Origin of the sequence: Dickeya chrysanthemi NCPPB 402, from assembly GCF_000406105.1 — a bacterium.
GTDB lineage: Bacteria > Pseudomonadota > Gammaproteobacteria > Enterobacterales > Enterobacteriaceae > Dickeya > Dickeya chrysanthemi.
The window spans coordinates 3,114,881-3,139,983 of the sequence record NZ_CM001974.1 but is presented as its reverse complement, the minus strand read 5'-3'; the positions used below and the strand labels follow the sequence as shown (position 1 = coordinate 3,139,983).

Here is a 25,103-nt window from a genome sequence, read left to right as displayed (position 1 = left end):
ACTTCACGTTATATACCCAAAATAATTCGAGTTGCAGGAAGGCGGCAAGAGAGAGAATCCCGATGAGCTTACTCAGGTAAGTGATTCGGGTGAACGAACGCAGCCAACGCACCTGCAACTTGAAGTATGACGGGTATAGATGCGTTGGCGTTTCTTTTTTATTTTTCAGGGTAAGCAAGATGATGAGCATTCATCCCTTCTCGCTGGCGGCACTGGTGCTGTGTCTGCTGTTCGGCGCATTGTCGGTATCGGCCGATATGCATGACAATCAATTGGTTTACGCCAGCACCAAAGATATTCGGGATATTAATCCCCATCTTTATTCCGGTGAAATGGCCGCCCAGAATATGGTGTTTGAATCGCTGGTCATCAATACCCCTGACGGTGTGAAACCCTGGCTGGCGGAAAGCTGGACGATATCGCCTGACGGCAAACAGTATATTTTTTCGTTACGTCATGATGTCCGGTTTAGCGATGGCGAGCCGCTGACGGCGGCGGCGGTTAAACAGAACATGGACGCGGTGTTGGATAATTATCCGCGCCATGCCTGGCTTGAACTGGTAAAGCAGATCGATAATGTCACCGCGCTGGACCGTTACCGCGTCCAGATTACGCTGAAAAACCCCTATTACCCGACCTTAATCGAACTGGGGTTGACCCGGCCCTTCCGTTTGCTGTCGCCGAAAGCATTTATCGGCGGAAAAACCAAAGACGGCATTACCGGGTATGTCGGCACCGGCCCATGGATACTGGCGGAGCATAAACCCAATCAGTATGCGCGGTTTGTCGTTAACCCTGATTACTGGGGCGCCCGGCCGCGTCTTCACAGCGTGATGTGGCGGGTGATGCCTGACCGGCAATCGATGCTGTTGGCGTTGCAAAAAGAAAGCGTCCAGCTCATTTTCGGGGCGGACGGCGACATGCTGGATATGGACAGCTTTGCCGCACTGGAAGCCTCAGGAAAATACCGGGCGTTGATAAGCCCGCCGGTGGCGTCGCGCGCGCTGGTGTTGAATAGCGGTCGTCCTGTCACCGCAGATAAAGCGGTGCGGCAGGCGCTGCAATACGCGATTGATAAAGCCGCCATCGCCACCGGGGTGATGGGCAACACCGAAAGCGTCGCTGATACGCTGATGTCGCGCCGTGTGCCGTATTGCGATATCGATTTGCCGGTTTACCGGTTTGACCCGCAACGGGCCGGGGTGTTGCTGGAGGCGGCCGGCTGGCATCTGGCGGCGGGAAAAACGGTGCGGGAAAAGGACGGCAAGGCGCTGGTGCTGATGCTGTCTTATAACCGCAATAATGCGGCGGAACGGGAAATTGCCGAGCTGATTCAGGATGACCTGAAAAAGGTCGGCGTGCAGTTGACTATCCTGGGAGAAGAAAAACAGGCGTTTTTGGATCGTCAAAAATCGGGCGATTTTGACCTGCAATATTCGTTGTCATGGGGCACGCCGTATGATCCGGCGTCGTATATTTCGTCGTTCCGTATTCCCGCTCATGCGGATTATCAGGCCCAGACGGGGTTACACCGCAAAGCGGAGATCGACACGCTGATCGGCGAAATATTGCTGACGCCGGATGAGAAACAGCGCCAGACGCGCTACACGCAGTTGTTTACGTTGTTGGCCGATGAAGCGGTGTATATCCCGTTGACCTATTCAAGGACGAAAGCGATTTATGCGCCGGTGCTGAAAGGGGTGGCGTTTAACGTCTCACAGTATGAAATTCCCTTTGAGAACATGCATTTTTGAGTGTAATGCTCCTGATGGTGCGTCGGGAGTCGGCGGTGGTGGGCCAGCAGAGGAAACAGCAGCGAATGCGCGTTTATTTCATCAAACGAGTAGGTATGACGGCGCCGCTGGCCGTTCTGATATCGTTTCTGGCGTTTTCGTTGCTGAATTGGGTGCCGTCGGACCCGGCTGAAGTGGCGTTACGGGTGAATGAGATTGTACCGACCGACGAAGCCATACAGCTGATGCGACGCGAGCTGGGGCTGGATCAACCGTTTTTCCTGCGTTACTGGCAGTGGCTCTGGCGGGTGCTGCATCTTGATTTCGGCACGTCGTTTATCACCGGAAATGCGGTGTGGCTCGAGTTCAGGCAGGCGATGCCCGCCACGTTGTATCTGGCGGCGACGTCGCTGGCGCTGATTGTGACGATATCGCTGACGCTGGGCGTGCTCTGTGCGGTAACCGAAAACACCCTGTTCGATAAAGCCGTACGCAGCCTGGTGTTTTTAACGATCGCTATCCCTAACTATTGGCTTGGCCTGCTGTTGATGTGGGGGCTGGCGGTCAGGCTCGACCTGCTGCCGGTCGGTGGCATGCAAGACGCGCATGCCGTGATTTTGCCGTCATGTACGCTGGCGATGGGGTACATCGGCACCTATATTCGCCTGATTCGGGGCAGTATGCTCGGCAATCTGCGGCAAAATTACGTGTTGTACGCCAGAGCGCGGGGGCTACCGGAGCCGGTCATTGTCATCAAGCATGTGCTGGTGAACTCTCTGCATGCGTCGCTGGTGGCGATCGGCATGAGTATTCCCAAACTGATTGCCGGTACGGTGGTGATCGAAAATATTTTTGCCTGGCCCGGCGTTGGCCGGTTGTGTCTGTCCGCTATTTTTAACCGCGATTATCCGATGATTCAGGCTTACATGCTGCTGATGGCGCTGTTGTTTCTGGGCGGCAATCTGTTGACCGATCTATTACAGCGCAAACTTGACCCACGAATAAGAGGCGCGCGGGAATGAGGCAGCCGGGTATCGGAAAGAAGATAAGGCAGGATCGGCTGGCGTTGTTATGCGTCCTGCTGCTGCTGGCGGTGTGTCTGGCCGGGGTGTTCGCTCCCTATATTGCGCCGCACGACCCGACCCTGACGTCGATAAGGCATAAGTATCAGGGCATTAGCCTGCTGTATCCGCTCGGTACGGATAATCTGGGGCGGTGCGTTTTTTCGCGGCTGGTGTTCGGCGTAAGAACAACGGTATTTTACAGCGTCGCCGCTATGGTGATGACCGTGCTGACGGGCGCCGTCATTGGGATGATTGCCGGTTATTGCCAGGGCCGGATCGATAGCTGCTTAATGCGCGTCTGCGACGCGATGCTGTCTTTTCCCGGCGAAGTGATGGTGTTTGCCATCGTCGGTGCCATCGGGCCGGGGATGCCGACGATTCTGCTGGCGGTGGTGTTGGCGAAGTGGGCCTGGTATGCGCGCATGACTCGCGGGATAACGCTCAGGCACAGCAGCAGAAATTATGTCAACTATGTGCGGATCATCGCGGCGCCGCCGGCCTACGTGATGCGTCGACATTTGGTGCCGGCCGCCGCCGCCGATATGGTGATTTTGGCGTCTGCGGATATTGGCAGTGTGATACTGATGATTTCAGCGCTCTCTTTTTTGGGGCTGGGTGCCCAGCCGCCGTTGCCGGAATGGGGAAATATGCTCAGCGAGGCGAAAAACGTCATGTTGACGCACCCCACGCAGATGCTGCCTGCCGGTCTGGCTATCGCCGTGGTGGTCGCCGCCTGTCATGTGGTGGGGGATTTTTTGCATGATGCGTTGGAGCCGGCCACCTATACCGATAATCGGACATCACCATCATGACGCCGCCGATCTTGCTCGATGTTAACCGGTTGGCGATCACCGACAAGCGCACAGGGGGCCGGCTGCTTGAGGGCGTGACGCTGAGGCTTCATGCCGGGTGCTGTACGGCCATCGTAGGGGAGAGCGGCAGCGGGAAAACGTTGCTGTGCAAGAGCCTGCTTGGCTTGCTGCCGCCCTGGTTGCAGGTAAGCGGCGAGATGATGTTCAACGGCAACGACTTACGGTGCCTTTCTTCCCAGACGTGGCGGGCGATTCGTGGTCGGCAGATGGTGTTGATCATGCAGGACGCGCCCGGCGCATTTGATCCGCTGTATACGATCGGCAACCATTTTGATGAATCGCTCCGGCGGCATGGAGCGTTAACCCGCGCGCAGCGCCGGGCCTGCGCGTTGGCGCAACTGGCGCGCGTCGGTTTGCGGGATGCCACGGCCGTATTGGCGGCCTATCCTCACCAGCTATCCGGCGGGATGCTGCAACGGGTGATGATTGCCATCGCATTGGTATCGCAACCGGCGTTAATCATCGCAGATGAACCAACCGCCTCGCTCGACGGCATGACGCAATACGACATCGTGCAGCAGTTTATCGAACTGCAAAAACAGCATGACAGCGCCATGGTGTTCGTCTCTCACGATCTGGCGTTGGTCGGCGCGCTGGCGCAACAGGTGGTCGTGATGAAAGACGGTCGGGTTGTCGAACAGGGATGCACGGAACGGGTATTTACCCATCCCGAACAGGATTATACCCGCCACCTGATTGATACCCGCAGGCGTTTGAGCGCGGCGTTCCACCGGATTATGGGAATATAACGCATGTTGCTGGATGTGCGGCAGGTTGAAAAAAACTACCCGGAAACGCAGCGCCTGGCTTTCCTGAAAAGAAAGCGTGCGATCATCAAGTCGGTTTCGTTCTCGCTTGATCACGGCGAATGTCTGGGGATCGTCGGTGAAAGCGGCAGCGGAAAAAGTACGCTGGCGCGCCTGATTTGCGGGCTGGAACTGCCGGATCGGGGAAGCCTGTTATTAGCGGGCGAGTCGGTTTCGGCTCCCCAAAACAGGAAACAGCGTATCAGCGCCGTGTTTCAGGATTACACCTCGTCGATTAACCCGCTGATGACGGTGAATCAGGCGTTGTCTGAGCCGTTGATATTGCAGGGTATCGTCCGGCGGGGTGACCGGGATCGCCGAATCGCCGACTTATGCGCGCTGGCCGGACTGGCGCCGACATTAGGCGATCGCCATATTCATGAGTTGTCCGGCGGCCAGATTCAGCGTGTCTGTCTGTGCCGCGCGGTGGCGACGAATCCGCAACTGCTGGTGTTGGATGAAGCCATCAGTGCGCTGGATGTCTCCTCACAGGTACAGATTTTGGATCTGCTCATTGACCTGCAAAAACGCGTTAACCTCTCCTGCGTGTTTATTACGCATGATATTCAGGCGGCGGCATATCTGTGTCACCGCGTGATGTTCTTTTACGAGGGCGAAATTGTTGAAACCTGCGCGGTGAACGATTTGCCCAATGTTTCCCACCCCTACGCCCAAAGGCTGTTGCAGTCGGTCATGACCTTCCGCTAACCCTTGCTGCTGTTGGTATTTCCCTGTTCATGGCTATGACGAGCGCGGCAGATGTAAGTCCGCCGCGGAGACGGGTTGCGACGTTTCCATTGTAAGTAAAATGTAAATGGGGCGGTGGTCCGGCTTGACATTTCGTTGACCAGGCATTAGTTTCTTAATAAATTAATGCCTAGTCAGTTTTTTATTACATGAACAGAACCAATAACGAGATAGTTTGCTCGATAGGATTGCTGATCCATCTGTCAAATCAGTTTAAAGATCATCTGCTTAATGAGTATTTCGCCGGCACTGATATCACGGCTCCCCAGTTCAAGGTCTTGATCAGCATTTATAACGGGGTGATCAGCCCGGTAGAGGTGAGCAAGAACGTGATGGTGGATGGCGGCGCGCTAAGCCGCATGGTTGAGCGGATGGTGAAGCGGGAGCTGATTGTGCGTCAGCCTCACCCGGATGATAAACGGCAGGTCATTCTGGCGTTGACGGAAAAGGGGCGGGAGATCTGTCGGAATTTCGAACAGGAAGGCTTGCGGGGGGTTCCTGCGCAACTGACCGCTCGCCTGACGCCTCAGGAAACGGAACAACTGATATATCTGCTGACCAAGATGCTGCCTGATGAAGTGGTGGCGCGCTACTTGCCTTACTGAGTCCAGCCCTGGGTTATCGTGCTATATCGCTGTAGTGACTGCTGCGATGGTCGCGGTGGTAATAGATGAATTGATGCCGATGCCGGTTTGTCATCGGCGGTTATGAGTCAGTTTCTGGTAGTCAGTAAGGAGGATTTTGCAATGATGTTATCAACGATGCCATCGATGGTGAGGTTTACCGCTGAGCTGGTCGGGTGGATAGAGAACCACCTGGAAAGCCCACTGATGATCAATGACGTCACCGCGAAATCAGGTTACAGCAAATGGCATTTGCAACGGTTATTCAAGAAAGAAACCGGCGTCTCACTGGGAACCTATATTCGCAACCGGCGGTTGAGCAAAGCGGCGATTGAGTTAAAGCTTACCAATCAAACCATTCAGGACGTGGCGTTACGCTATTGTTTTGATTCTCAACAGTCTTTTACCCGCACGTTCAAAAAGCGTTTCGGCATGTCGCCCGGCCACTATCGCAGAGCGTCATTATGGGATTTCTCCAGCCTGCAGCCCTCATTAGGCACCGGTGCCGATTGGCTGCCGATCCCGGAACTCGTCGATTTACCGGCGATACCGACAAGTACGCATCACTTTGAACAGTCACAAAATATTGATGATCTTCTTTCCGCTAATGACCTTTCGCAGCGGGTCGGTTGGTGGGAACAGGCAAGTCATCAATATGATGACGATGTGGTGATTTATGCGTTTTGGACTGTGCTGCCGGATGCCAATCGGGTTAACCGCCATGTCCGGTTGGCGTACCATATGAGCGCCGTTGAGCCGTCGCAGCAGCAAGAAACCTCGGTGGATAGCCCGACAGCGGCGCAGGTCGGCAGTTATCTGCACTTTAGTTTCTCGGGGGATGCGCAGGAATATCAGTCGTTTCTGAAAGCCATCTACCACCATATTTTGCCCGGCCAGGCGTATACCCGCGTCAGTGGTGGCGAGCTTGAGGTTATCCGCTGCCGGAAAAATGCCGACGGCAAAATAGATACCGGATATTTTGAAGTGGAGTACTATGCGCCGTTTGACCGGCAATATTCGGCATAACGCGCAATAAATTAGACATTTCCCCACACACGCTGTGGGGCGGTGGCCCTGAGCGACAACAGAAAAGCCCCGGCAATACGGCGTGATGTTCTGTGTCTGGATGGGCCGGCCGCACCCAGCGGTCTATAGCCGATTTTGCCGCGAAATGTGGGCAATCAACGACATTACAGTACTCATCTATCCCGTATTAACCACATTAACTGTATCGATTAATGATCAATGGCACGGCTTTCCATCGGGCGGTTTCAGTTTTATCGGATGGTAGGGCGCCGTGGTCAAGGTATACTGCGCGGTAGTTTTTGATCAATCTTCACTCAACGTATTGAGCGTAACAACCTGACACTGAGGACTCGCATTAAACGTCTGGCCCGGAAAACAATCTGTTTCTCACGCTCGATTGAATTGTGTGAAAAAGTCATCGGTGCGTTCGTTGAAAAATATATTTTCTACTAATTGAAGGCATTACCGAAGAGCTCAGCGTATACGGCTGGAATAAAAAATAATATGGCTGAAATTAATAATGCGGCCGACATCATAGCCACTTAAATTACCATCTCTTAAGTGCTTATGAGTATCATTATCATGTGTGATGGTTTTTCAGGAATTTTTAGGGTAGAAAAAAACAAAAAAATTTTCGGGGGGATAATATGGGGGGATGCCGACTTTCACCTATAAATTTGAGTGTAATATGTCTGATTTCATCGCTTTCTTTTCACGTTAACGCCACAGATAAAGACAGTGCAATTATTGTCACAGCAAATGCCAATGGACAAGCCAGTAGTACAGACCAAGCACCTGCATCAGTTACTTCAATCTCCCAGGAGCAATTAAAAAAGAAACCTTACCGTGATATTTCTGATATGCTCCAGGGGGTTCCTGGTGTTACGACAACCGTCGGTGGTGACCACAAAGAAATAAATATACGCGGTATGGGATCTGCATATACGCTATATCTGGTTGATGGAATGAGAATTGACTCAAGAGATAGCAGCCGATTATTTGATGGTTATGGTCAGATGAATGCCTGGATTCCTCCGGTTTCTGCTATTGATCATATAGAAGTTATTAGAGGACCGATGTCATCGCTTTACGGCTCTGATGCAATTGGTGGTGTAATCAACATTATTACAAAAAAAATACAAAAAAATGGCAGGGAAGCATCGGCAGTAATTTGACTGTGCAGGAACACAGTGATTCCGGTGATATTTTTCAAAATGACTTCTTTGTTACCGGACCATTAGTAGATAATATCCTTTCAATACAAACCTATGGTAGTTATTCAAAACGTGATGAAGACGAAATTTATGATGGTTATCGCGGCAGTAAAAGAGAAAACGTGACAGGAAAGGTCACTTTTACTCCCACCAATGAGCAAGATATTTCGTTCACTGCTAACCATACACAGCAGGATCTCAGTCAGACGGTCGGAAAATCCATAAGCCCTGATTGCACGTATTACTCTGGTTGCCCTTCTGATTTTCGTAAAAAAGCGGAAGTTAATCGGTTCTCTGTAAATCATATTGGTTATTGGGCTATTGGTAAAACTGATTCTTATATCCAGAGCGAAGATTATTATATTAATTCACAAAATATTGATTTGAAAAATATTAATATGCGTTCTTCACTTTCCTCTAACATAGGAAGTCATATTCTTACGTTTGGCGGTGAATTAAGTATTAAAAAGTTACATGACGGTTTTTCAAATCAGGTTTCTGATTTAACGGATTTAAAACGCACAGAAAAATCTGTTTTTCTCGAAGATTCATGGATGGCAACCGAAGACTTTACTTTAACATCAGGAGCAAGGCTAGACCACGATAATCAATTTGGTGATCACTGGAGCCCGCGTTTGTACGGAGTCTGGAATGTTGCATCGGACTGGACAGTAAAAGGAGGGGTAAGTAGTGGCTTCAAAGCTCCAGGAATTACTGAAACGGATCCTAATTTTGGTTCGGTAGCATATGTTGGTGATGTCTATGGTAACCCGAACCTTAAACCTGAAAAGTCTGTAACACAGGAACTTGGTTTATTATATAACAATAACGAAGGACTCTCGGGGGGAGTTACGCTATTTAATAACCAATTTAAAGATAAAATAACAACAGTTGCATGCCCGGACACGCAGTGTAAACCTGTACCCAACCAGTATGGTGCTTATCCACTGACCTTTGCTAATGTGGGGAACGCGGTTACCAGAGGCGTTGAGGCAGATCTCAATTTTGCTATAAATAACAACATAACCGTTGAAAATAATTATACGTATACTTACTCGCAACAAAAATCTGGTGAGTATAAAGGAAAACCACTGACAAAACTTCCAAAGCATCAGTTTACTAGCACAGTAAATTATCAGTTAAATGAGTCTGTTAAAACTTGGCTGACAATGAATTTTCGCGGTAAAGATAGTGAAAATGTTGGAGGGACTGAACAGACATTATTACCAATCAGGGCTCCATCCTTTGCATTGTTTGATTTTGGTACAGATTATAGCTTGAGTAAAAATGTAAATGTCAAAGCGGGTATTTCGAACTTATTGGATAAGAGAATCAGATATGATAATTACGGATACACTGAGGATGGAAGACGTTTCTGGGGTGCAGTAAACTACACTTTCTGATAATAAAAGAGGGTTAATAACCTAATGCCGATCACTTAAGGATCGGTTGACCGATCAGGTGGCTGGTGTAAAAAGGGTTCATGTTCATCATGGATCCTTTTTAAATGGAACTTTCACAAGCCCTTGGCATTATCAATGTCACCTCACCTGAGCACGCCCGTAGCCTCTCTGACCTTATTCCCATTGAGCTTATCCATCAGGCAGTTACACTTACTGACACCGTCACGCCGCGCAAACGCAAGCCCCCTCGCGAATCCATGATTTAGCTTGTCGTTGGCATGTCCATCTTCTGCAATCGCCCTATGACTGACATCGTGAATCCAGGCTGTGTCCCTTAACTTAACAACCGCTTTTATTCCCTTTATTTTCAAATAAATGCGAAGACTGTTACTTGAGTAACCCTTATCCGCCAGTACCGCTTTCGGACGCCCGCTTTTTCGGATAATCCCGATCCGATTAAGCAAGGTTTCTGCATACCGGCTCTCGTGGGCCTGTCCGTCGCTCAGGCAGAAACTTAAGGGTAATTATTGAAAATACTGTTCATTACTCCGGCTTTAGACCACCGGTTAAAGTGGTTGTAAATAGTTTTCCAGTGACCATAACGTTCAGGCAAATCCCGCCACAGCGCGCCGGAGCAAAGCACCCAAAATATGCCATTCATGACGTGTCTGTGTGCAAAGTAAGGACATCCGCCTCTGGAAATGCCTCTTTCAGGTGGCAGCATGGGAGAAATCAGCGCCCATGCCTCATCAGGGAAATCGTAACGAGCCAAATTAAAGGACTTTTTGTGAGTAAATCATAGACCCGATTGTACAAAAAATAGTTACGGGACACACCCTAAATCATGAAAGCATTATTGTTTCTAACGTTAGCATCCTGAAATTCCTTATAGTATCCTAATGGTGGTTTACCCATAATTTTTTTGAACATAGTTACAAAACCGCTGGCGTTTTCATATCCTAAATCAAGAGCAATTGCAGTGATGCTGTCACCCTGTGAAATTCTTTGAAGCGCAATGACCACATGGAGTTGCTGTTTCCATCTGCCAAAACTCATCCCCAGCTCTTGATAAACAAGTCGGGTAAAGCTTCTCTCGCTCATGTTTATTTTATTAGCCCACTCTTTAAGTTTTAGGTTATCCCCTGGGTTTTTTATCAAAATATTGGCTAGTGAATGAAGACGGGCCTCGGAAGGCATAGGGAGACTTACCTCCATTTTCGATGAAACTTTTATTTGGTCAACCAAAACATCAATAATCTTTTGATCCGATGGTTTTATCGATTCAGGATTAAATCCCGATGCATATATTATTAGTTCTCGTAAAAGTGGAGATACAGATATTGTTGTACATTCAGAAGGCAATCCTTTGATTAAACTGGTATTAATGAAAATACAATAACAATTTGTATTGCCACTACCTCGTGTAGAATGAAGGATATTTGTTGGGATCCAGATTGCACACTGTGGTGGTATCAATCTGATACAATTTTTTACTTCACAAATCATGGTTCCTTTCACGGAAAAAAGAAGCTGAGCCTCTGGATGTTGGTGAGGTTTCAATTCCCAGTCGTCTGAAATGCTCTCGGATTTCATAGAAAAAACAGGCAATAATGGATTTATGAATTCGGATGGTGTGTGGTCTATTGTTTTCATTAGAATTGTACTCTATAAATTTCAGATGTCTGAAATGAGAATATTATGTCATTTATTTAATAATTTAGCCAATGTATCAATATTTTTTGTGTTTTAGTTTTTTGCTAAAATTGAGATAATTTTAGTCATGTGCGGCATGTTTGTTGACATGAGATTTCATCTCTATTTATAAATGCAACATTTTTATTGTTCTGAGATCTTTCATTTGGTTCATCGCGCTTTACCGGGGAACGCTGCTTTTATTTTCAGGAAGAAGTAGTCGTTATCCCGGTATCCATATGCCATTCGCTTTATCACCTTGATCCTGTTGTTCATCCCTTCCAGTACGCTGGTATTGAGTCGGTGTATCGCACTGGCTATTATCCCTCCCACATACCCTTTTAGGGTGTGTCCCGTAACTATTTTTTGTACAATCGGGTCTATGATTTACTCACAAAAAGTCCTTTAATTTGGCTCGTTACGATTTCCCTGATGAGGCATGGGCGCTGATTCCTCCCATGCTGCACCTGGAAGAGGCATTTCCAGAGGCGGATGTCCTTACTTTGCACACAGACACGTCATGAATGGTATATTTTGGGTGCTTTGCTCCGGCGCGCTGTGGCGGGATTTGCCTGAACGTTATGGTCACTGGAAAACTATTTACAACCGCTTTAACCGGTGGTCTAAAGCCGGAGTAATGAACAGTATTTCATTTTAATTGTGATGTTTTTGCGGGTGCATAGTTCGAAGAGATAATAGAGGGTGCATGATAGGGTATTGTTATATACCTTTGTCAGATATGAGCGAATGTTGATAGTGAAAATATAAATCAAGACTGATTTAACGCTCTAATTAATGACTTCAACGTAAAGATTATTGTTGGTGAAGGCGTGGTTTCATTTGCTTAAACTAAAATAACCTATATGTGAGACGTCCATCATGTTCATTCCAGCGTCGTTCAAGAACCCCTGCATCAAACAGCTCCCTTGTGACACGGTAGATAACATTTAGAGGTATTCTTTGATGTTCACTAATAAATAGATATATTTCCATAACCTGTAGAAAATTATTTTTATTATTTTTCATTATTTCAATCACACATTTCCTTGGTATCGTCTGTCGCAGGCGTTTTTTAATTAACACTAATCTTTTTCCTTTATGTTTAATCTGAATTTATGTTCCTGGTTTTTATCAACTAAGTCATTGTGTTTTTTCAAGTAGAGATTTCGCTTTTTCTAACGCTTGCTCTTTATTGGAAACAATAATCATAGGATACCCCCAAAATTTCGAGAATGTTTTTACAAAACTATTTAACAATAATCCTTGTTTTTCCTTTGGCACTATTTGAATTTGTGCAATGATATATTTTTTTACGTTTTTCTTATTTTTTTTAGCCATAGGACTATTTTCATTTTCTCGTCTTTTGAGTGCTCATGGCGATTTTTATCTCCAAATTCGGCTGTGTTTATTATGATAAATGGCGATCTCTTATCCAAAATTTTCTCCAATTGAATGAAGCTATCATCAGCATCATCCGCTTGCGATGGTTTGTTTTCAATGTTTTCAATTTGCGTCAGCCATACAATAGGGAACTCGGATTCATCAATTTTTAACATTATTCGCGCCTCAAAGAAGTAAACATAATGATAAAGATTATCAATTTCATAATTTTCGTCATCATAAGGCTCAGCCATTCTATTTCATGATTCGGCCTTTTTTAAAACTGCCAGGGTGTGTCACTTGGCTATTTTTTGTGCAATCTCTGATTTATTCAACAAAGCCACGAAAATCAGTAGATCATAAAACTCTATGCCTGTCTCCTTTTCTGGGGATTCGTCAGCGCTTCCGGGGTTAACGATATATTTCAGAGCGTTGCCCCCGACGGGCCAACGCGTTTCTCGAATTATTTGGGGTATATACAGCCATAACTTATTATTTTGACCGTTGCCCATTCCCAATAAATATGCACTGTCATTGCGCGCACAATGTTCTGAAAGAGTGCGTATTAATGCCATAAATACAATCCGGTTATTTGATTTTTAATTAAAAAACAAAAGGATATTTTATTGGCATGTGAATTGCTAATTGAACTCCATCTAGTATACCAGCAGGAATTCAATGATGGCGTTGATGACAGGAAAAACACTGACGGCATGGCAACAGCAAATCAAACAGGATAGTGATGCCGTTTTTGCTCGCTTAAAAGACCATATTGATGCCTTATCGACGCAAGACAATGCCTGGATTGCGATCGCCAGCGAAGCGCAGTTGCAATCCCAATTAGACGATTTACTTCCGCTTTATCGTAATCACCCCGATGCATTGCCGTTATTCGGTATTCCCTTCGCGGTAAAAGACAACGTGGATGTCGCCGGTTGGCCAACCACGGCAGCCTGCCCTGGGTTTGCCTTTATCGCGCAGCAGGATGCGACGGCCGTCGCCAAACTCAAAGCGGCCGGGGCGATTGTGATTGGCAAAACCAATCTCGATCAGTTCGCGACCGGGTTGGTGGGGACGCGCTCCCCGTATGGTGCGGTGCCCAACACCTTTAATGCCGATTATGTCTGCGGCGGCTCCAGCTCGGGCTCGGCTTCTGTGGTGGCGCGCGGTCTGGTGCCGTTCGCGTTGGGAACGGACACCGCCGGTTCTGGCCGCGTACCCGCCGGTTTTAACAACATCGTCGGCTTAAAACCGACCAAAGGGTGGTTATCGGCGCAAGGGGTTCTGCCCGCCTGTCGCCTCAATGACACGCTCTCGGTGTTTGCGCTGACGGTGGAAGATGCGTTTTATATTGCATCGCTGGCGGGGGGCACTGATACCGACGATGCCTATTCCCGTGTTAACCCCGCAACGGCGCCGGCGGCGATCCCGCACAATCCGACCTTTGCCATTCCTTCGGAATTGACGTTCTTTGGGGATGAGCCAGCGCAAGCCGCCTGGCTGAGTGCGTTGGCGGAGTTGCGAGACAGCGGCGTAACGCTCAAACCGATTGATTTTTCGCCGTTTCGCCAGCTTGCCGAGCAGCTTTATCAGGGGCCGTGGGTGGCTGAGCGCACCGCGGCGGTGGGCGACATGCTCAACCACCCGGAGCAGATGGACGCCACCGTGCACGCCATTATTGCCGCCGGGCTGAATTACAGCGCGGTGGAGGCGTATCAAGCCGAATATTTGCGCGCCGAACTGGCGCAAAACATTCAGCGCACCCTGAGCGAGGTTGATGCGCTGGTGGTGCCCACCTCGCCAACCATCCATACGCTGGAAGAGATGAAACAGGAGCCCATTCGTTTCAACTCGCAGTTCGGAACCTACACCAACTTTACCAACCTGGCCGACCTTTCCGCGTTGGCCTTGCCTGCACCGTTTCGTCCCGACGGGCTGCCGGCGGGCATTACGTTGATTGCCCCGGCCTGGCATGACCGTGCGCTGGCGGATTTCGGTCTGCGCTGGCAGCGGCAACTGGCCTTGCCGCTGGGGGCCACCGCTCAGCCCTATCAAAAAGATTCTGCACATTTGCCCGCTTCTCCACATCATGTGCGCGTTGCGGTGGTGGGGGCGCATCTGCGCGGAATGCCGCTGAATTTCCAGCTCACTCAGCGTGATGCCGTGTTTGTTGAAGCCACGGAAACCGCACCGTGCTATCGGCTGTATGCGCTGGCGAACACGCAGCCCGCCAAACCGGGTATTGCGCGCCAGGCGTCGGGCGCGGCGATTGCGGTGGAACTGTGGGATATCCCGCTCGCCCGCTTTGGCGAATTTGTCGCGGAAATTCCCGCGCCGCTGGGCATCGGCTCCCTTGAGCTGATCGACGGGCGTTGGGTAAAGGGCTTTATTTGCGAACCGGCGGCGCTGAACGACGCTACCGACATTACGGAATTCAAAGGCTGGCGTAATTGGGTGACCCGTCAGGAGAGCAAACATGTTTAACACCGTACTGATTGCCAACCGTGGTGAAATTGCCTGTCGCGCCATCCGCACGTTGAAACGTCTGGGGGTCACCAGCGTAGCGGTGTATTCCGATGCGGATAAAAACGCTGAACATGTGAAGCAGGCGGATGTGGCGCTGGCGCTGGGGGGCGAAAAAGCCAGCGACAGCTATCTGCGCATCGACAAGATTATCGCCGCGGCACAGGACAGCGGCGCACAGGCCATCTGGCCGGGATACGGCTTTCTTTCGGAAAGCCTGCCGTTTGCGCAGGCGTGTGAAAACGCGGGGATAGTGTTTATCGGGCCGACGGCGCAACAGATTGGCGAGTTCGGCCTCAAGCACCGGGCGCGCGAACTGGCGGCGCAGGCCGGCGTGCCGATGACGCCGGGCTCCGGGTTGCTCGGCTCTCTGGCGGACGCCCTCAGCGCGGCGGCGCGCATCGGTTATCCGGTGATGCTGAAAAGTACGGCCGGCGGCGGCGGGATCGGCCTGACGCGTTGTGCCGACGAACCGGCGTTACGGCAGGCATGGGACAGCGTGCGGCGACTGGGTGAACAGTTTTTCAGCGACGCCGGGGTGTTTGTCGAACGTTGCGTCGATCACGCTCGCCATATCGAAGTGCAAATCTTTGGTGATGGCAAAGGTAACGTGGTGGCGCTTGGCGAGCGGGACTGTTCTTTGCAGCGTCGTAACCAAAAAGTGGTGGAGGAGAGCCCGGCGCCGCATCTGCCTGCGGCGACCCGCGAAGCGTTGCTGCGCGCGGCGATGCAACTGGGCGCATTGGTGAATTATCGCAGCGCCGGAACGGTGGAATTTATCTACGACGCCGGGCAGGACGCGTTCTATTTTCTCGAAGTGAACACCCGCTTGCAGGTTGAGCATCCGGTCACCGAGTGCGTGACCGGGCTGGATCTGGTGGAATGTATGCTGCGCGTCGCTGCGGATGAGCCCATCGACTGGGCGCGTCTGAAACAAGCGCCGCAAGGGGCGGCCATTGAGGTGCGCCTCTACGCCGAAAATCCGCTGAAGAACTTCCAGCCAAGCCCCGGTGTATTAACCGAAGTGGCTTTCCCGGCGGGGGTACGCATAGACACCGGCGTGACGACCGGCAGCGAGGTGTCGGCGTTTTACGACCCGATGATCGCCAAACTGATTGTACATGGCGCGGACCGCGCAGAAGCGCTGGCAAAACTACAGGCGGCGCTTGATGCCACCCGTTTGCACGGTATTACCACCAATCTGGATTATCTGCGTCAAATTACCGCCGGCGATGCCTTTCAGCATGGGCGTGTCTGGACGCGGATGCTCGATGGTGTTATCGCCCGCTCGGCGGTGATTGAGGTGATCCAGCCCGGCACCTGGAGCAGTATTCAGGATTATCCGGGGCGTCTGGGCTATTGGGATATCGGCGTACCGCCGTCCGGCCCGATGGATGATTTCGCTTTCCGCCTCGCCAACCGCATCGTCGGCAACCATGAGGCGGCGGCAGGGCTGGAGTTCACCCTGCAAGGCCCGGAATTGTTGTTCCACAGCGACGCGTTGATCGCGCTGACCGGGGCGGATTGCCAGGCCACGCTTGATGGCGAGGCGGTGCCGCTGTGGCAGCCGGTGAGTGTGACGGTGGGGCAGACGCTGGCGCTGGGGCGCGCGCTGCGCGGATGCCGCGCTTATCTGGCAGTGCGCAATGGTCTCGACGTGCCGGAGTACTTAGGCAGCCGCTCCACCTTTGCGCTGGGGCAGTTCGGCGGCCACGCCGGGCGTACGCTGAACGTGGCGGATTTGCTGCCGATCTCACATCCTGAGCGGGCTGCCTGTACCACACCGGCACCGGTGAGCGAACCGCAAGCGCTGCCGGCATCGTTGATCCCGACGTATGGCGAGGCGTGGCGCATCGGGGTGCTGTACGGGCCGCACGGCGCACCGGATTTCTTTACTCCGGCGGCGATCGACGCGTTTTTCGCCAGCGACTGGCAAGTTCATTACAACTCCAACCGCCTCGGCGTTCGGCTGGTTGGGCCGAAACCGAGCTGGACGCGTCCGAACGGCGGCGAGGCGGGTCTGCACCCCTCGAACGTGCACGACTGCGAATACGCAATAGGGGCGATTAACTTCACCGGCGATTTTCCGGTGATCCTGACGCGCGACGGCCCAAGCCTCGGCGGCTTCGTCTGCCCGGTGACTATCGCCAAAGCGGAGTTGTGGAAAGTCGGGCAGGTGAAACCCGGCGATCGAATTCGTTTCTACCCGATAAGCGTAGAAGAGGCGGTTGCACTGGAACACGCGCAGGAGCACTGCATTACGACGTTGAACGCCGGTCGCGTCGCCGCGTTCGCCGCGCCCTCTCTGGCTGATCGTGACGGTGTTTCGGCGGCGGCGCTGGTATCGCTGCCTGCTACCGCCGCAGCCCCGGCGATTGTCTATCGCCAGGCCGGGGATAACTACCTTCTGATTGAGTACGGCGATAACGTGCTGGATCTGGCGTTGCGTTTGCGTGTTCACCTGTTGATGGAACAACTGCGCACGCGGGCGCATCCGGGTGTGAAGGAGCTGTCTCCCGGCGTACGTTCGCTGCAAGTTCGCTACGACAGCCGGCAAATTAGCCAGTCGGCGCTGGTGACGTTACTGCTGGAGCTTGAGATGCGCATTGGCGACGTCAGCCAGATGAAGGTGCCGTCGCGTATTGTTCACATGCCGATGGCGTTTGAAGACAGCGCCACGCTCGATGCCGTCAGCCGCTATCAAGACACGGTGCGCGTCAGTGCGCCGTGGCTGCCGAATAACGTTGACTTTATCCAACGCATCAATGGGTTAGCCAGTCGCGATGCGGTAAAACAGACCTTGTTTGACGCCAGCTACCTGATTCTGGGGCTGGGTGACGTCTATCTCGGCGCGCCGTGCGCCGTACCGGTCGATCCGCGCCATCGCCTGCTGAGTTCGAAATATAACCCGGCGCGCACCTTTACCGCAGAAGGCACGGTAGGCATCGGCGGGATGTACATGTGCATCTATGGCATGGATTCTCCCGGTGGCTATCAACTGGTGGGGCGGACATTGCCTATCTGGAACAAATTCCTGAAAAACGAACAGTTTCAGGCCGGGGAGCCTTGGTTGTTGCGCTTCTTTGATCAGGTCCGTTTCTATCCGGTGAGCGAAGCGGAACTGAATCGGTTACGTGATGATTTCCGTGAAGGACGCGCGGCTATCCGGATCGAAGAGACGGTGTTTGATTTTCAGGCGCATCTGCAATTCCTGCACACCCATGCGGCAGACATCGCGGATTTTCGTACCCGTCAGGCCGCCGCTTTTGAGGCTGAAGTCGAACGCTGGCAGCAGGACGATCAGGCCGTGCTGGAAACCCCAGTCCCCGACACGGTGGAGGTTGCCGACGACGAGGCGTTGCCGGTACGTGCCGACATGAACGGCAACGTCTGGAAGGTGCTGGTCACGCCGGGGAGCCAGGTTGATGCCGGTCAGCCGCTGATCATCGTCGAGGCGATGAAAATGGAACTGGCGATTAACGCGCCGCAAAGCGGCAAAGTCAAACGCATTGCCTGCCAGCCCGGTCGCCCGGTCAGCCCCGGCGACGCGCTGCTGTGGCTGGAATAACGGAGGAACCGATGATGAACGAAACAAGCCGAAAAAAACGCCCGGTGGGGCTGGCGGAGCGCATCTACCATGAGCTGAAAAACGACATCTTCGAGTTTCGCCTCATGCCCGGCGCGCATTTCAGCGAAAACGACATCTCCGAGCGGATGTCCGCCAGCCGTACTCCGGTGCGTCAGGCGTTGTTCTGGCTGGAGCATGAAGGCTACGTACAGGTTTATTCCCGCAGTGGATGGCAGGTAAAGCCTTTTGATTTCAATTATTTCGAGGCGCTGTATGACTTTCGTATCGTGCTGGAGCGGGAAGCGGTAAGACGCCTGTGCGGTATGCCGCCCGGCGTCTGCTCGGAACATCTGGCGCCTCTGGTCGACTTCTGGATTGATGCGCCGCGTATGGCGCCGGGCAAAGCGTTATCGCAGCAGGATGAGCGTTTTCACACCACGCTGGTCAGCGCCGGCGGTAACAGTGAAATGACGCGCGTTCATGTGGAGCTAACCGAGAAGATGCGCATCATTCGTCACCTTGATTTCACCCGTGAAGACCGGGTGGAGGCGACTTACAACGAACACGCCCGGATTTTACAGGCGATCCTGCAACAACAGACAGAGGAGGCGCAGCGCATGCTGACCGGGCACATTTCCCAGAGCAAAGCCGAGGTCAGGAAAATCACCTTACACATGCTCCAGCAGGCCAGTTTACAACCCGTTTCATCGTAGTCATGGTCCATCCCGTCGTAGGGCGGGGAATCGTCATACATCAACATCAACCAGGGGTTTTGTAATGAAAAGACGTTCTTTACTGAAAGCATTTGCCCTGTCCGCCACCTTTTTGAGCATGGGCTTTTCTTTGCAGGCAACCGCTGCCGACACCATCAAAGTGGGGATCATGCACTCCTTATCCGGCACCATGGCTATCTCGGAAACGCCGTTAAAAGACGTGGCGCTGATGACCATTGATGAAATCAATGCCAAAGGCGGCGTGTTGGGTAAAAAACTGGAGCCGGTGGTGGTCGATCCCGCTTCTAACTGGCCGTTGTTTGCGGAAAAAGCCCGCCAGTTGCTGACGCAGGACAAAACCGCCGTGGTGTTTGGCTGCTGGACGTCGGTATCGCGTAAATCGGTACTGCCGGTGTTTGAAGAGCTGAACGGTTTGCTGTTCTATCCGGTGCAGTATGAAGGCGAGGAGATGTCGCCGAACGTGTTCTACACCGGTGCTGCGCCTAACCAGCAGGCGATCCCGGCGGTGGAATACATGATGAGTGAAGACGGTGGCGGGGCAAAACGTTTCTTCCTGCTGGGCACCGACTATGTCTATCCGCGCACCACCAACAAGATCCTGAGAGCGTTCCTGCACGCTAAGGGCGTTCAGGATAAAGACATCGAAGAAGTCTACACCCCGTTTGGTTACAGCGACTATCAGACCATCGTTGCCAATATCAAGAAATTCTCCGCAGGCGGTAAAACGGCGGTGATCTCCACCATTAACGGCGATTCCAACGTCCCGTTCTATAAAGAGCTGGCTAATCAGGGCATTAAAGCGACCGATGTCCCGGTGGTCGCCTTCTCGGTAGGGGAAGAAGAACTCCGCGGGATCGACGCCAAACCGCTGGTCGGCCATCTGGCGGCGTGGAACTACTTTGAGTCGGTGAGCAGCCCGGTCAACACGAAGTTTGTTGCCGATTACCGCGCTTACGCCAAAGCGCACAAACTGCCGAATGCCGATAGCGTCGTGACCAACGACCCGATGGAAGCGACTTACGTCGGTATTCATCTATGGGCGCAGGCGGTCGAAAAAGCCGGCACTACCGACGTCGATAAAGTACGGGCGGCGATGGCCGGGCAGACATTTGCCGCGCCGAGCGGTTTCACCCTGACCATGGATGCCACCAACCACCACTTACATAAACCGGTGATGATTGGTGAAATCGAAGAGAACGGCCAGTTCAACGTCGTGTGGCAGACCGATAAACCGGTGCGCGCTCAGCCATGGAGCCCGTACATCGCCGGCAATGACAAAAAGCCGGATTACCCGGTGAAAACCGGCGGTAAATAAACCCGTGCGCTCCGTGACAGGGGCAGCCTGGCCGCCCCTGTCAGTGGTTGAATGTGCCGGCCAGGCCGGATAACCATCAAAAGACACCGACACCATGAAACGATTCCCGGCTTTGGGCTTTCTCCTTTTTGTTAGCGGCCTGCTGCTGACCGCAGCAGCACAGGCCGGTCCGGCCGCCGACTACGGCCAGGCCAGCCGCACCCGGCAGGCGCAGTTGCTTCAGCAGTGGTCGGCCGCACCGGAAGCATCGCGGTTGCCGTTATTGCAGGCGCTGAATGATGAATCCGTCGTTGCGGACCTGAATGGCCAACTGTTTACCGAACAGGACGGCAAACCGGTGCCGCTGGAAGGCGATGCCGCGCCAGTCGGCGCAACCAAAAAAGTGTTTATGAATAACCGCATTCGGGGATTGGTCGCCAGTGCGCTGGCGGCGCATCAACTGGTGAGCCAGGACGACGGCGTGCGGTTGCGGGCGGCGTTTCAGCTACAAAACAATGCGCAGGCCGAGCAACTGTCGTTTCTCACCCAGCGGTTGGCGGTGGAGCAAAACGAGCGCGTCCATACCGCTATCGCCATCACGGTGGCGAACTTACAACTTTCCGACAGCCGGGCCGAGGTGCGTTTGCAGGCGGTAAAACGGCTTGGCGAAGCCAGCGATCCGCAGGTGCAGGCCAGCCTGATGCGGTTAACGCAACCGCAAAATGAGCCGGATGCCGCCGTGCGCGCCGCCGCCGTCGCCAGCCTGAAGCAGGTGCAACAGCGTCTGAGATGGGGCGACTGGCTGGGGCAGGCGTTTAGCGGTCTCTCGCTGGGGTCGATTCTGCTGCTGGCGGCGTTGGGGCTGGCGATAACCTACGGCCTGCTGGGTGTTATCAATATGGCTCACGGCGAAATGCTGATGCTCGGGGCGTACTCTACCTGGCTGGTACAGAATTTGTTCCAGCGTCTGTTGCCTGACTGGCTGGCGCTCTACCCGCTGGTGGCACTCCCGGTAGCCTTTTTTATCACTGCCGCCGTGGGGATGGTGCTTGAGCGTACCGTCATTCGCCACCTTTATGGCAGGCCGCTGGAAACCCTGCTCGCCACCTGGGGGATCAGCCTGATGCTGATTCAACTGGTACGGGTGCTGTTCGGCACGCAGAACCTCGAAGTCGCCAACCCCGGCTGGCTCTCCGGCGGCTGGTCGGCGCTGCCCAATCTGGTGCTGCCGTATAACCGTATCGCGGTGATTATTTTTGTCGTCGGCGTTTTGATTTTGACCTGGCTATTGCTCAACAAAACCCGGCTGGGCATGAACGTGCGTGCCGTGACGCAAAACCGGCGGATGGCGGACTGCTGCGGCGTGCCGACCGGGCGCGTTGATATGCTGGCTTTCGGTTTAGGTTCCGGCATCGCCGGGCTGGGCGGGGTGGCGTTGTCGCAGTTGGGCAACGTCGGGCCGGAGTTAGGGCAGGGGTACATCATCGACTCCTTTCTGGTGGTGGTGACCGGCGGCGTAGGGCAACTGGCGGGTACGGTGGTCGCGGCGCTGGGGCTCGGCGTACTGAATAAAGTACTGGAGCCGCAAATGGGCGCCGTGCTGGGAAAAATCGCCATTTTGGTCTTGATCGTGCTGTTTATTCAGAAACGGCCGCAAGGATTGTTTGCATTCAAAGGGCGGGTAATTGACTGATGAGCCAACCTATCACCGTAACGATGGCCCAACGCGCCCCGCGCCTGACCGGCTCGCTGGCATCGCTGATTCTGGCGGCGCTGGTCGTGCTGCCGTTTTGCGCCTTGTTGCCGGCAGAGAACCCGCTGGCTATCTCCACCTACACACTGACGTTGATAGGGAAAATCCTCTGCTATGCGGTTGTGGCGGTCGCGCTGGATTTGGTGTGGGGCTATGCGGGGTTATTATCGCTGGGGCACGGCCTGTTTTTCGCGCTCGGCGGCTATGCGATGGGCATGTACCTGATGCGTCAGGCCGCCGGCGACGGGCTACCGGCGTTTATGTCGTTCCTGTCGTGGACGGAATTACCGTGGTTCTGGACCGGGACACAGCATTTCGCCTGGGCGTTATGCCTGATCATACTGGTCCCCGGCCTGCTGGCGCTGCTGTTTGGTTACTTTGCCTTTCGCTCGCGTATCAAAGACGTCTATTTCTCCATTATGACCCAGGCGTTGACCTACGCCGGTATGCTGCTGTTTTTCCGTAACGAAACCGGCCTTGGCGGCAACAACGGCTTTACCGGTTTCACCACGTTGCTGGGTTTCCCGGTATCGGCCACGGCGACGCGCATTGGCCTGTTCATCGCCACCGTACTGTTGCTGGCGCTCTCACTGGTGACCTGTATGTGGCTGACGCGTAGCAAGTTTGGTCGCGTACTCACCGCCGTGCGCGATGCGGAAAACCGGCTGATGTTCTGCGGATACGACCCGATGGGGTTCAAGCTGTTTGTCTGGACCTTATCGGCCGTACTGTGCGGATTGGCCGGCGCGCTGTATGTGCCACAGGTGGGGATTATCAACCCGAGCGAAATGTCGCCGACCAACTCCATCGAAGCGGCCATCTGGGTGGCACTCGGCGGGCGTGGTTCGCTGGTCGGGCCGATCCTCGGCGCGGGTATTGTCAACGGCGCCAAGAGCTGGTTTACCGTGGCATTTCCGGATTTCTGGCTCTTTTTCCTCGGGCTAATGTTTATTCTGGTCACGCTGTTCCTGCCGCGGGGTGTGATTGGCGTGCTCAAACGGAGGAAAGATGACTGATTCACTGTATACCCAGCCGCAGCGTCAGGATCGCTATCGCACCATCACCGATCCGGTATTGCAGCTTGAGAATATTAACGTCACGTTCGATGCGTTTCGTGCGCTGACGGATCTGTCGTTGTCGATCGGCGTCGGGGAACTGCGCTGCGTCATCGGGCCGAATGGGGCGGGTAAAACGACGTTGATGGATGTCATCACCGGTAAAACACGCCCGGACAGCGGCAAGGTATTTTACGACCAGACTGTCGATCTGGTGGGGATGTCATCGGTCGATATCGCCCGCGCCGGAATTGGGCGTAAGTTTCAGAAACCGACCGTTTTTGAAGCGCTAAGCGTGATGGAAAACCTGGAAATCGCGCAGAAAATGGATAAATCGGTCTGGGCCAGCCTGAAGGCGAAACTGAGTGGCGAACAACGGGATCGCATTGACGAAGTACTGCAACTGCTCCGGTTGACGGAGCACCGTCATCGCCCATCGGGTTTGCTGTCGCATGGGCAAAAGCAGTTTCTTGAAATCGGCATGTTGCTGGTACAGGAACCCCACCTCCTGCTGCTCGACGAACCGGCCGCCGGGCTGACTGATGCGGAAACCGACTACATCGCCGAGCTGTTCCGCACGCTGGCGGGCACGCATTCGCTGATGGTGGTTGAACATGATATGGGGTTTGTGGAAACGATTGCCGATCACGTCACGGTTCTGCATCAGGGGCAAGTACTGGCGGAAGGTTCGCTGCGTGAAGTACAGGCGAATGAGCAGGTCATCGATGTTTATCTGGGGCGCTGAATATGTTGCAGGTTAATGAATTACATCAATATTACGGTGGCAGCCACATTTTGCGCGGCCTGTCGTTTGAAACGACGCCCGGTGAAATCACCTGTCTTCTGGGGCGTAACGGCGTAGGGAAAACCACGTTGCTGAAATGCCTGATGGGGATCATTCCGGCAAAATCCGGCACCCTTCACTGGCAAGGGAGGCTGATAAATTCGAGCAAACCACACCAACGGGTACAGCAGGGCATTGCGTATGTACCGCAAGGCAGAGAGATTTTCCCGCGCCTGACCGTTGAGGAAAATTTGCTGATGGGGCTATCGCGTTTCCCGGGGAGCCAGGCGAAAAGTGTTCCCGAGGAGATCTACGCACTGTTTCCGGTGTTGCGGGAAATGAAACAGCGCCGCGGGGGCGATCTTTCCGGAGGGCAACAGCAGCAGCTTGCCATCGGGCGGGCGTTGGCCTGCAAGCCACAACTGCTGATTCTGGACGAACCCACCGAAGGGATTCAACCGTCGGTGATTAAAGAAATCGGTACGGTTATTCGCAGCCTGGCGCGCCGCGGTGATATGGCGATTTTACTGGTGGAGCAGTTTTATGATTTTGCCGCCGAGCTGGCGGATCACTATCTGGTGATGTCGCGTGGCGTGATCATTCAACGAGGCCGCGGTGACGAGATGGAGCAGCAGGGCGTCAGGCACCTGGTGGCGATTTAAACCCTCTGCTACCCGTCATACTTCACGTTGCAGGTGTGTTGGCTTTACTACTCGGCCCTGGGCCGCAGCACGCTGCGTTCAACTCTGCTCCCGGCAGAGTTGTCGCTCACCCCAGTCACTGACTTGAGTAAGCTCATCGGGATGAAATGAGAGACATCCTGTCACCCCCC

General features: G+C 53.2%; 22 protein-coding genes and 5 pseudogenes. 20 read left to right on the top strand and 7 right to left on the bottom strand.

Annotated features, from left to right (window positions below; all coding sequences use genetic code 11):
- Nucleotides 1–179 precede the first annotated feature (179 nt).
- The 11 genes and pseudogenes from nikA to DCH402_RS22435 form a co-directional block, all read left to right on the top strand.
- Nucleotides 180–1,754, top strand: coding sequence for a nickel ABC transporter substrate-binding protein (gene nikA, locus DCH402_RS13770; RefSeq protein ID WP_040001697.1), 1,575 nt, complete (start codon nt 180–182; stop codon nt 1,752–1,754).
- Nucleotides 1,755–1,819: 65 nt separating this feature from the next.
- The gene (opp1B, locus tag DCH402_RS13765) at nt 1,820–2,755 is read left to right on the top strand and encodes a nickel/cobalt ABC transporter permease (RefSeq protein WP_040001696.1); all 936 of its coding nucleotides are present in this window, start codon (nt 1,820–1,822) and stop codon (nt 2,753–2,755) included.
- Nucleotides 2,752–3,609 carry a nickel/cobalt ABC transporter permease gene (gene opp1C, locus DCH402_RS13760; RefSeq protein ID WP_040001694.1) on the top strand — a complete coding sequence of 286 codons (858 nt, stop codon included), beginning with the start codon at nt 2,752–2,754 and terminating at the stop codon, nt 3,607–3,609. Before opp1B ends, opp1C begins: the two co-directional genes overlap by 4 nt.
- Complete coding sequence (locus DCH402_RS13755; protein WP_040001691.1) at nt 3,606–4,418, top strand: ATP-binding cassette domain-containing protein; 813 nt, start codon at nt 3,606–3,608, stop codon at nt 4,416–4,418. Before opp1C ends, DCH402_RS13755 begins: the two co-directional genes overlap by 4 nt.
- A gap of 3 nt (nt 4,419–4,421) precedes the next feature.
- On the top strand, nt 4,422–5,183 hold the full coding sequence (locus tag DCH402_RS13750) for an ABC transporter ATP-binding protein (protein WP_081642168.1): 762 nt from the start codon (nt 4,422–4,424) through the stop codon (nt 5,181–5,183).
- A 188-nt stretch (nt 5,184–5,371) separates the two neighbouring features.
- Complete coding sequence (locus tag DCH402_RS13745) at nt 5,372–5,827, top strand: MarR family transcriptional regulator (protein ID WP_040001690.1); 456 nt, start codon at nt 5,372–5,374, stop codon at nt 5,825–5,827.
- Between the two features lie 141 nt (nt 5,828–5,968).
- On the top strand, nt 5,969–6,871 hold the full coding sequence (locus DCH402_RS20780; RefSeq protein ID WP_050583314.1) for a helix-turn-helix domain-containing protein: 903 nt from the start codon (nt 5,969–5,971) through the stop codon (nt 6,869–6,871).
- 306 nt (nt 6,872–7,177) lie between these two features.
- Nucleotides 7,178–7,324 (top strand): annotated as a pseudogene (locus DCH402_RS21525) (IS1 family transposase); the annotation flags it as partial.
- Between the two features lie 194 nt (nt 7,325–7,518).
- Nucleotides 7,519–8,046, top strand: a complete 528-nt coding sequence (locus tag DCH402_RS22030) for a TonB-dependent receptor plug domain-containing protein (RefSeq protein ID WP_081642167.1) — start codon at nt 7,519–7,521, stop codon at nt 8,044–8,046.
- Between the two features lie 2 nt (nt 8,047–8,048).
- Nucleotides 8,049–9,488, top strand: a complete 1,440-nt coding sequence (locus DCH402_RS13735) for a TonB-dependent receptor domain-containing protein (protein ID WP_050583312.1) — start codon at nt 8,049–8,051, stop codon at nt 9,486–9,488.
- Between the two features lie 104 nt (nt 9,489–9,592).
- Nucleotides 9,593–9,751: pseudogene (locus DCH402_RS22435) on the top strand (transposase domain-containing protein); the annotation flags it as partial.
- 78 nt (nt 9,752–9,829) lie between these two features.
- Here the strand turns inward: DCH402_RS22435 and DCH402_RS22430 are convergent.
- The 3 genes and pseudogenes from DCH402_RS22430 to DCH402_RS21515 form a co-directional block, all read right to left on the bottom strand.
- Nucleotides 9,830–10,260, bottom strand: a pseudogene (locus tag DCH402_RS22430) (transposase); the annotation flags it as partial.
- Between the two features lie 65 nt (nt 10,261–10,325).
- Entirely contained in the window at nt 10,326–11,141 is an 816-nt protein-coding gene (locus tag DCH402_RS13725; protein WP_040001686.1) for an AraC family transcriptional regulator, read from the bottom strand.
- Nucleotides 11,142–11,351: 210 nt separating this feature from the next.
- A pseudogene (locus DCH402_RS21515) lies at nt 11,352–11,525 on the bottom strand (transposase); the annotation flags it as partial.
- Nucleotides 11,526–11,590: 65 nt separating this feature from the next.
- Between DCH402_RS21515 and DCH402_RS22905 the strand changes: the two are divergent.
- Nucleotides 11,591–11,829, top strand: a pseudogene (locus tag DCH402_RS22905) (transposase); the annotation flags it as partial.
- Between the two features lie 200 nt (nt 11,830–12,029).
- Here DCH402_RS22905 and DCH402_RS23400 read toward each other — a convergent pair.
- The 4 genes from DCH402_RS23400 to DCH402_RS13715 are packed head-to-tail and all read right to left on the bottom strand — an operon-like array spanning nt 12,030 to nt 13,135.
- Nucleotides 12,030–12,263, bottom strand: a complete 234-nt coding sequence (locus DCH402_RS23400) for a transcriptional repressor (RefSeq protein WP_071604718.1) — start codon at nt 12,261–12,263, stop codon at nt 12,030–12,032.
- 57 nt (nt 12,264–12,320) lie between these two features.
- On the bottom strand, nt 12,321–12,518 hold the full coding sequence (locus DCH402_RS22420; protein ID WP_152486930.1) for a hypothetical protein: 198 nt from the start codon (nt 12,516–12,518) through the stop codon (nt 12,321–12,323).
- Complete coding sequence (locus DCH402_RS13720; RefSeq protein ID WP_040001685.1) at nt 12,491–12,814, bottom strand: hypothetical protein; 324 nt, start codon at nt 12,812–12,814, stop codon at nt 12,491–12,493. The genes DCH402_RS22420 and DCH402_RS13720 overlap by 28 nt, the downstream gene beginning before the upstream one ends.
- Before the next feature lie 42 nt (nt 12,815–12,856).
- Nucleotides 12,857–13,135 carry a hypothetical protein gene (locus DCH402_RS13715; RefSeq protein ID WP_040001683.1) on the bottom strand — a complete coding sequence of 93 codons (279 nt, stop codon included), beginning with the start codon at nt 13,133–13,135 and terminating at the stop codon, nt 12,857–12,859.
- A 106-nt stretch (nt 13,136–13,241) separates the two neighbouring features.
- On the opposite strand from DCH402_RS13715, the gene atzF reads away from it, so the two are divergent.
- From atzF to urtE, 8 genes are all read left to right on the top strand, one after another.
- On the top strand, nt 13,242–15,044 hold the full coding sequence (gene atzF, locus DCH402_RS13710; RefSeq protein ID WP_040001681.1) for an allophanate hydrolase: 1,803 nt from the start codon (nt 13,242–13,244) through the stop codon (nt 15,042–15,044).
- Nucleotides 15,037–18,651 (top strand): urea carboxylase, encoded by a 3,615-nt coding sequence (uca, locus tag DCH402_RS13705; protein WP_040001679.1) that lies wholly within the window; start codon nt 15,037–15,039, stop codon nt 18,649–18,651. Before atzF ends, uca begins: the two co-directional genes overlap by 8 nt.
- A gap of 11 nt (nt 18,652–18,662) precedes the next feature.
- Nucleotides 18,663–19,364: a GntR family transcriptional regulator gene (locus DCH402_RS13700; RefSeq protein ID WP_040001677.1), complete on the top strand. Its 702-nt coding sequence runs from the start codon at nt 18,663–18,665 to the stop codon at nt 19,362–19,364.
- A 64-nt stretch (nt 19,365–19,428) separates the two neighbouring features.
- Nucleotides 19,429–20,700, top strand: coding sequence for an urea ABC transporter substrate-binding protein (gene urtA / locus DCH402_RS13695; protein WP_040001675.1), 1,272 nt, complete (start codon nt 19,429–19,431; stop codon nt 20,698–20,700).
- A gap of 94 nt (nt 20,701–20,794) precedes the next feature.
- Complete coding sequence (gene urtB / locus DCH402_RS13690) at nt 20,795–22,372, top strand: urea ABC transporter permease subunit UrtB (protein WP_040001673.1); 1,578 nt, start codon at nt 20,795–20,797, stop codon at nt 22,370–22,372.
- Nucleotides 22,372–23,448 (top strand): urea ABC transporter permease subunit UrtC, encoded by a 1,077-nt coding sequence (urtC, locus tag DCH402_RS13685; RefSeq protein ID WP_040001671.1) that lies wholly within the window; start codon nt 22,372–22,374, stop codon nt 23,446–23,448. The genes urtB and urtC overlap by 1 nt, the downstream gene beginning before the upstream one ends.
- Nucleotides 23,441–24,232, top strand: coding sequence for an urea ABC transporter ATP-binding protein UrtD (gene urtD, locus DCH402_RS13680; protein WP_040001669.1), 792 nt, complete (start codon nt 23,441–23,443; stop codon nt 24,230–24,232). The genes urtC and urtD overlap by 8 nt, the downstream gene beginning before the upstream one ends.
- A 2-nt stretch (nt 24,233–24,234) precedes the next feature.
- Entirely contained in the window at nt 24,235–24,933 is a 699-nt protein-coding gene (gene urtE / locus DCH402_RS13675; protein WP_040001667.1) for an urea ABC transporter ATP-binding subunit UrtE, read from the top strand.
- Nucleotides 24,934–25,103 lie beyond the last annotated feature (170 nt).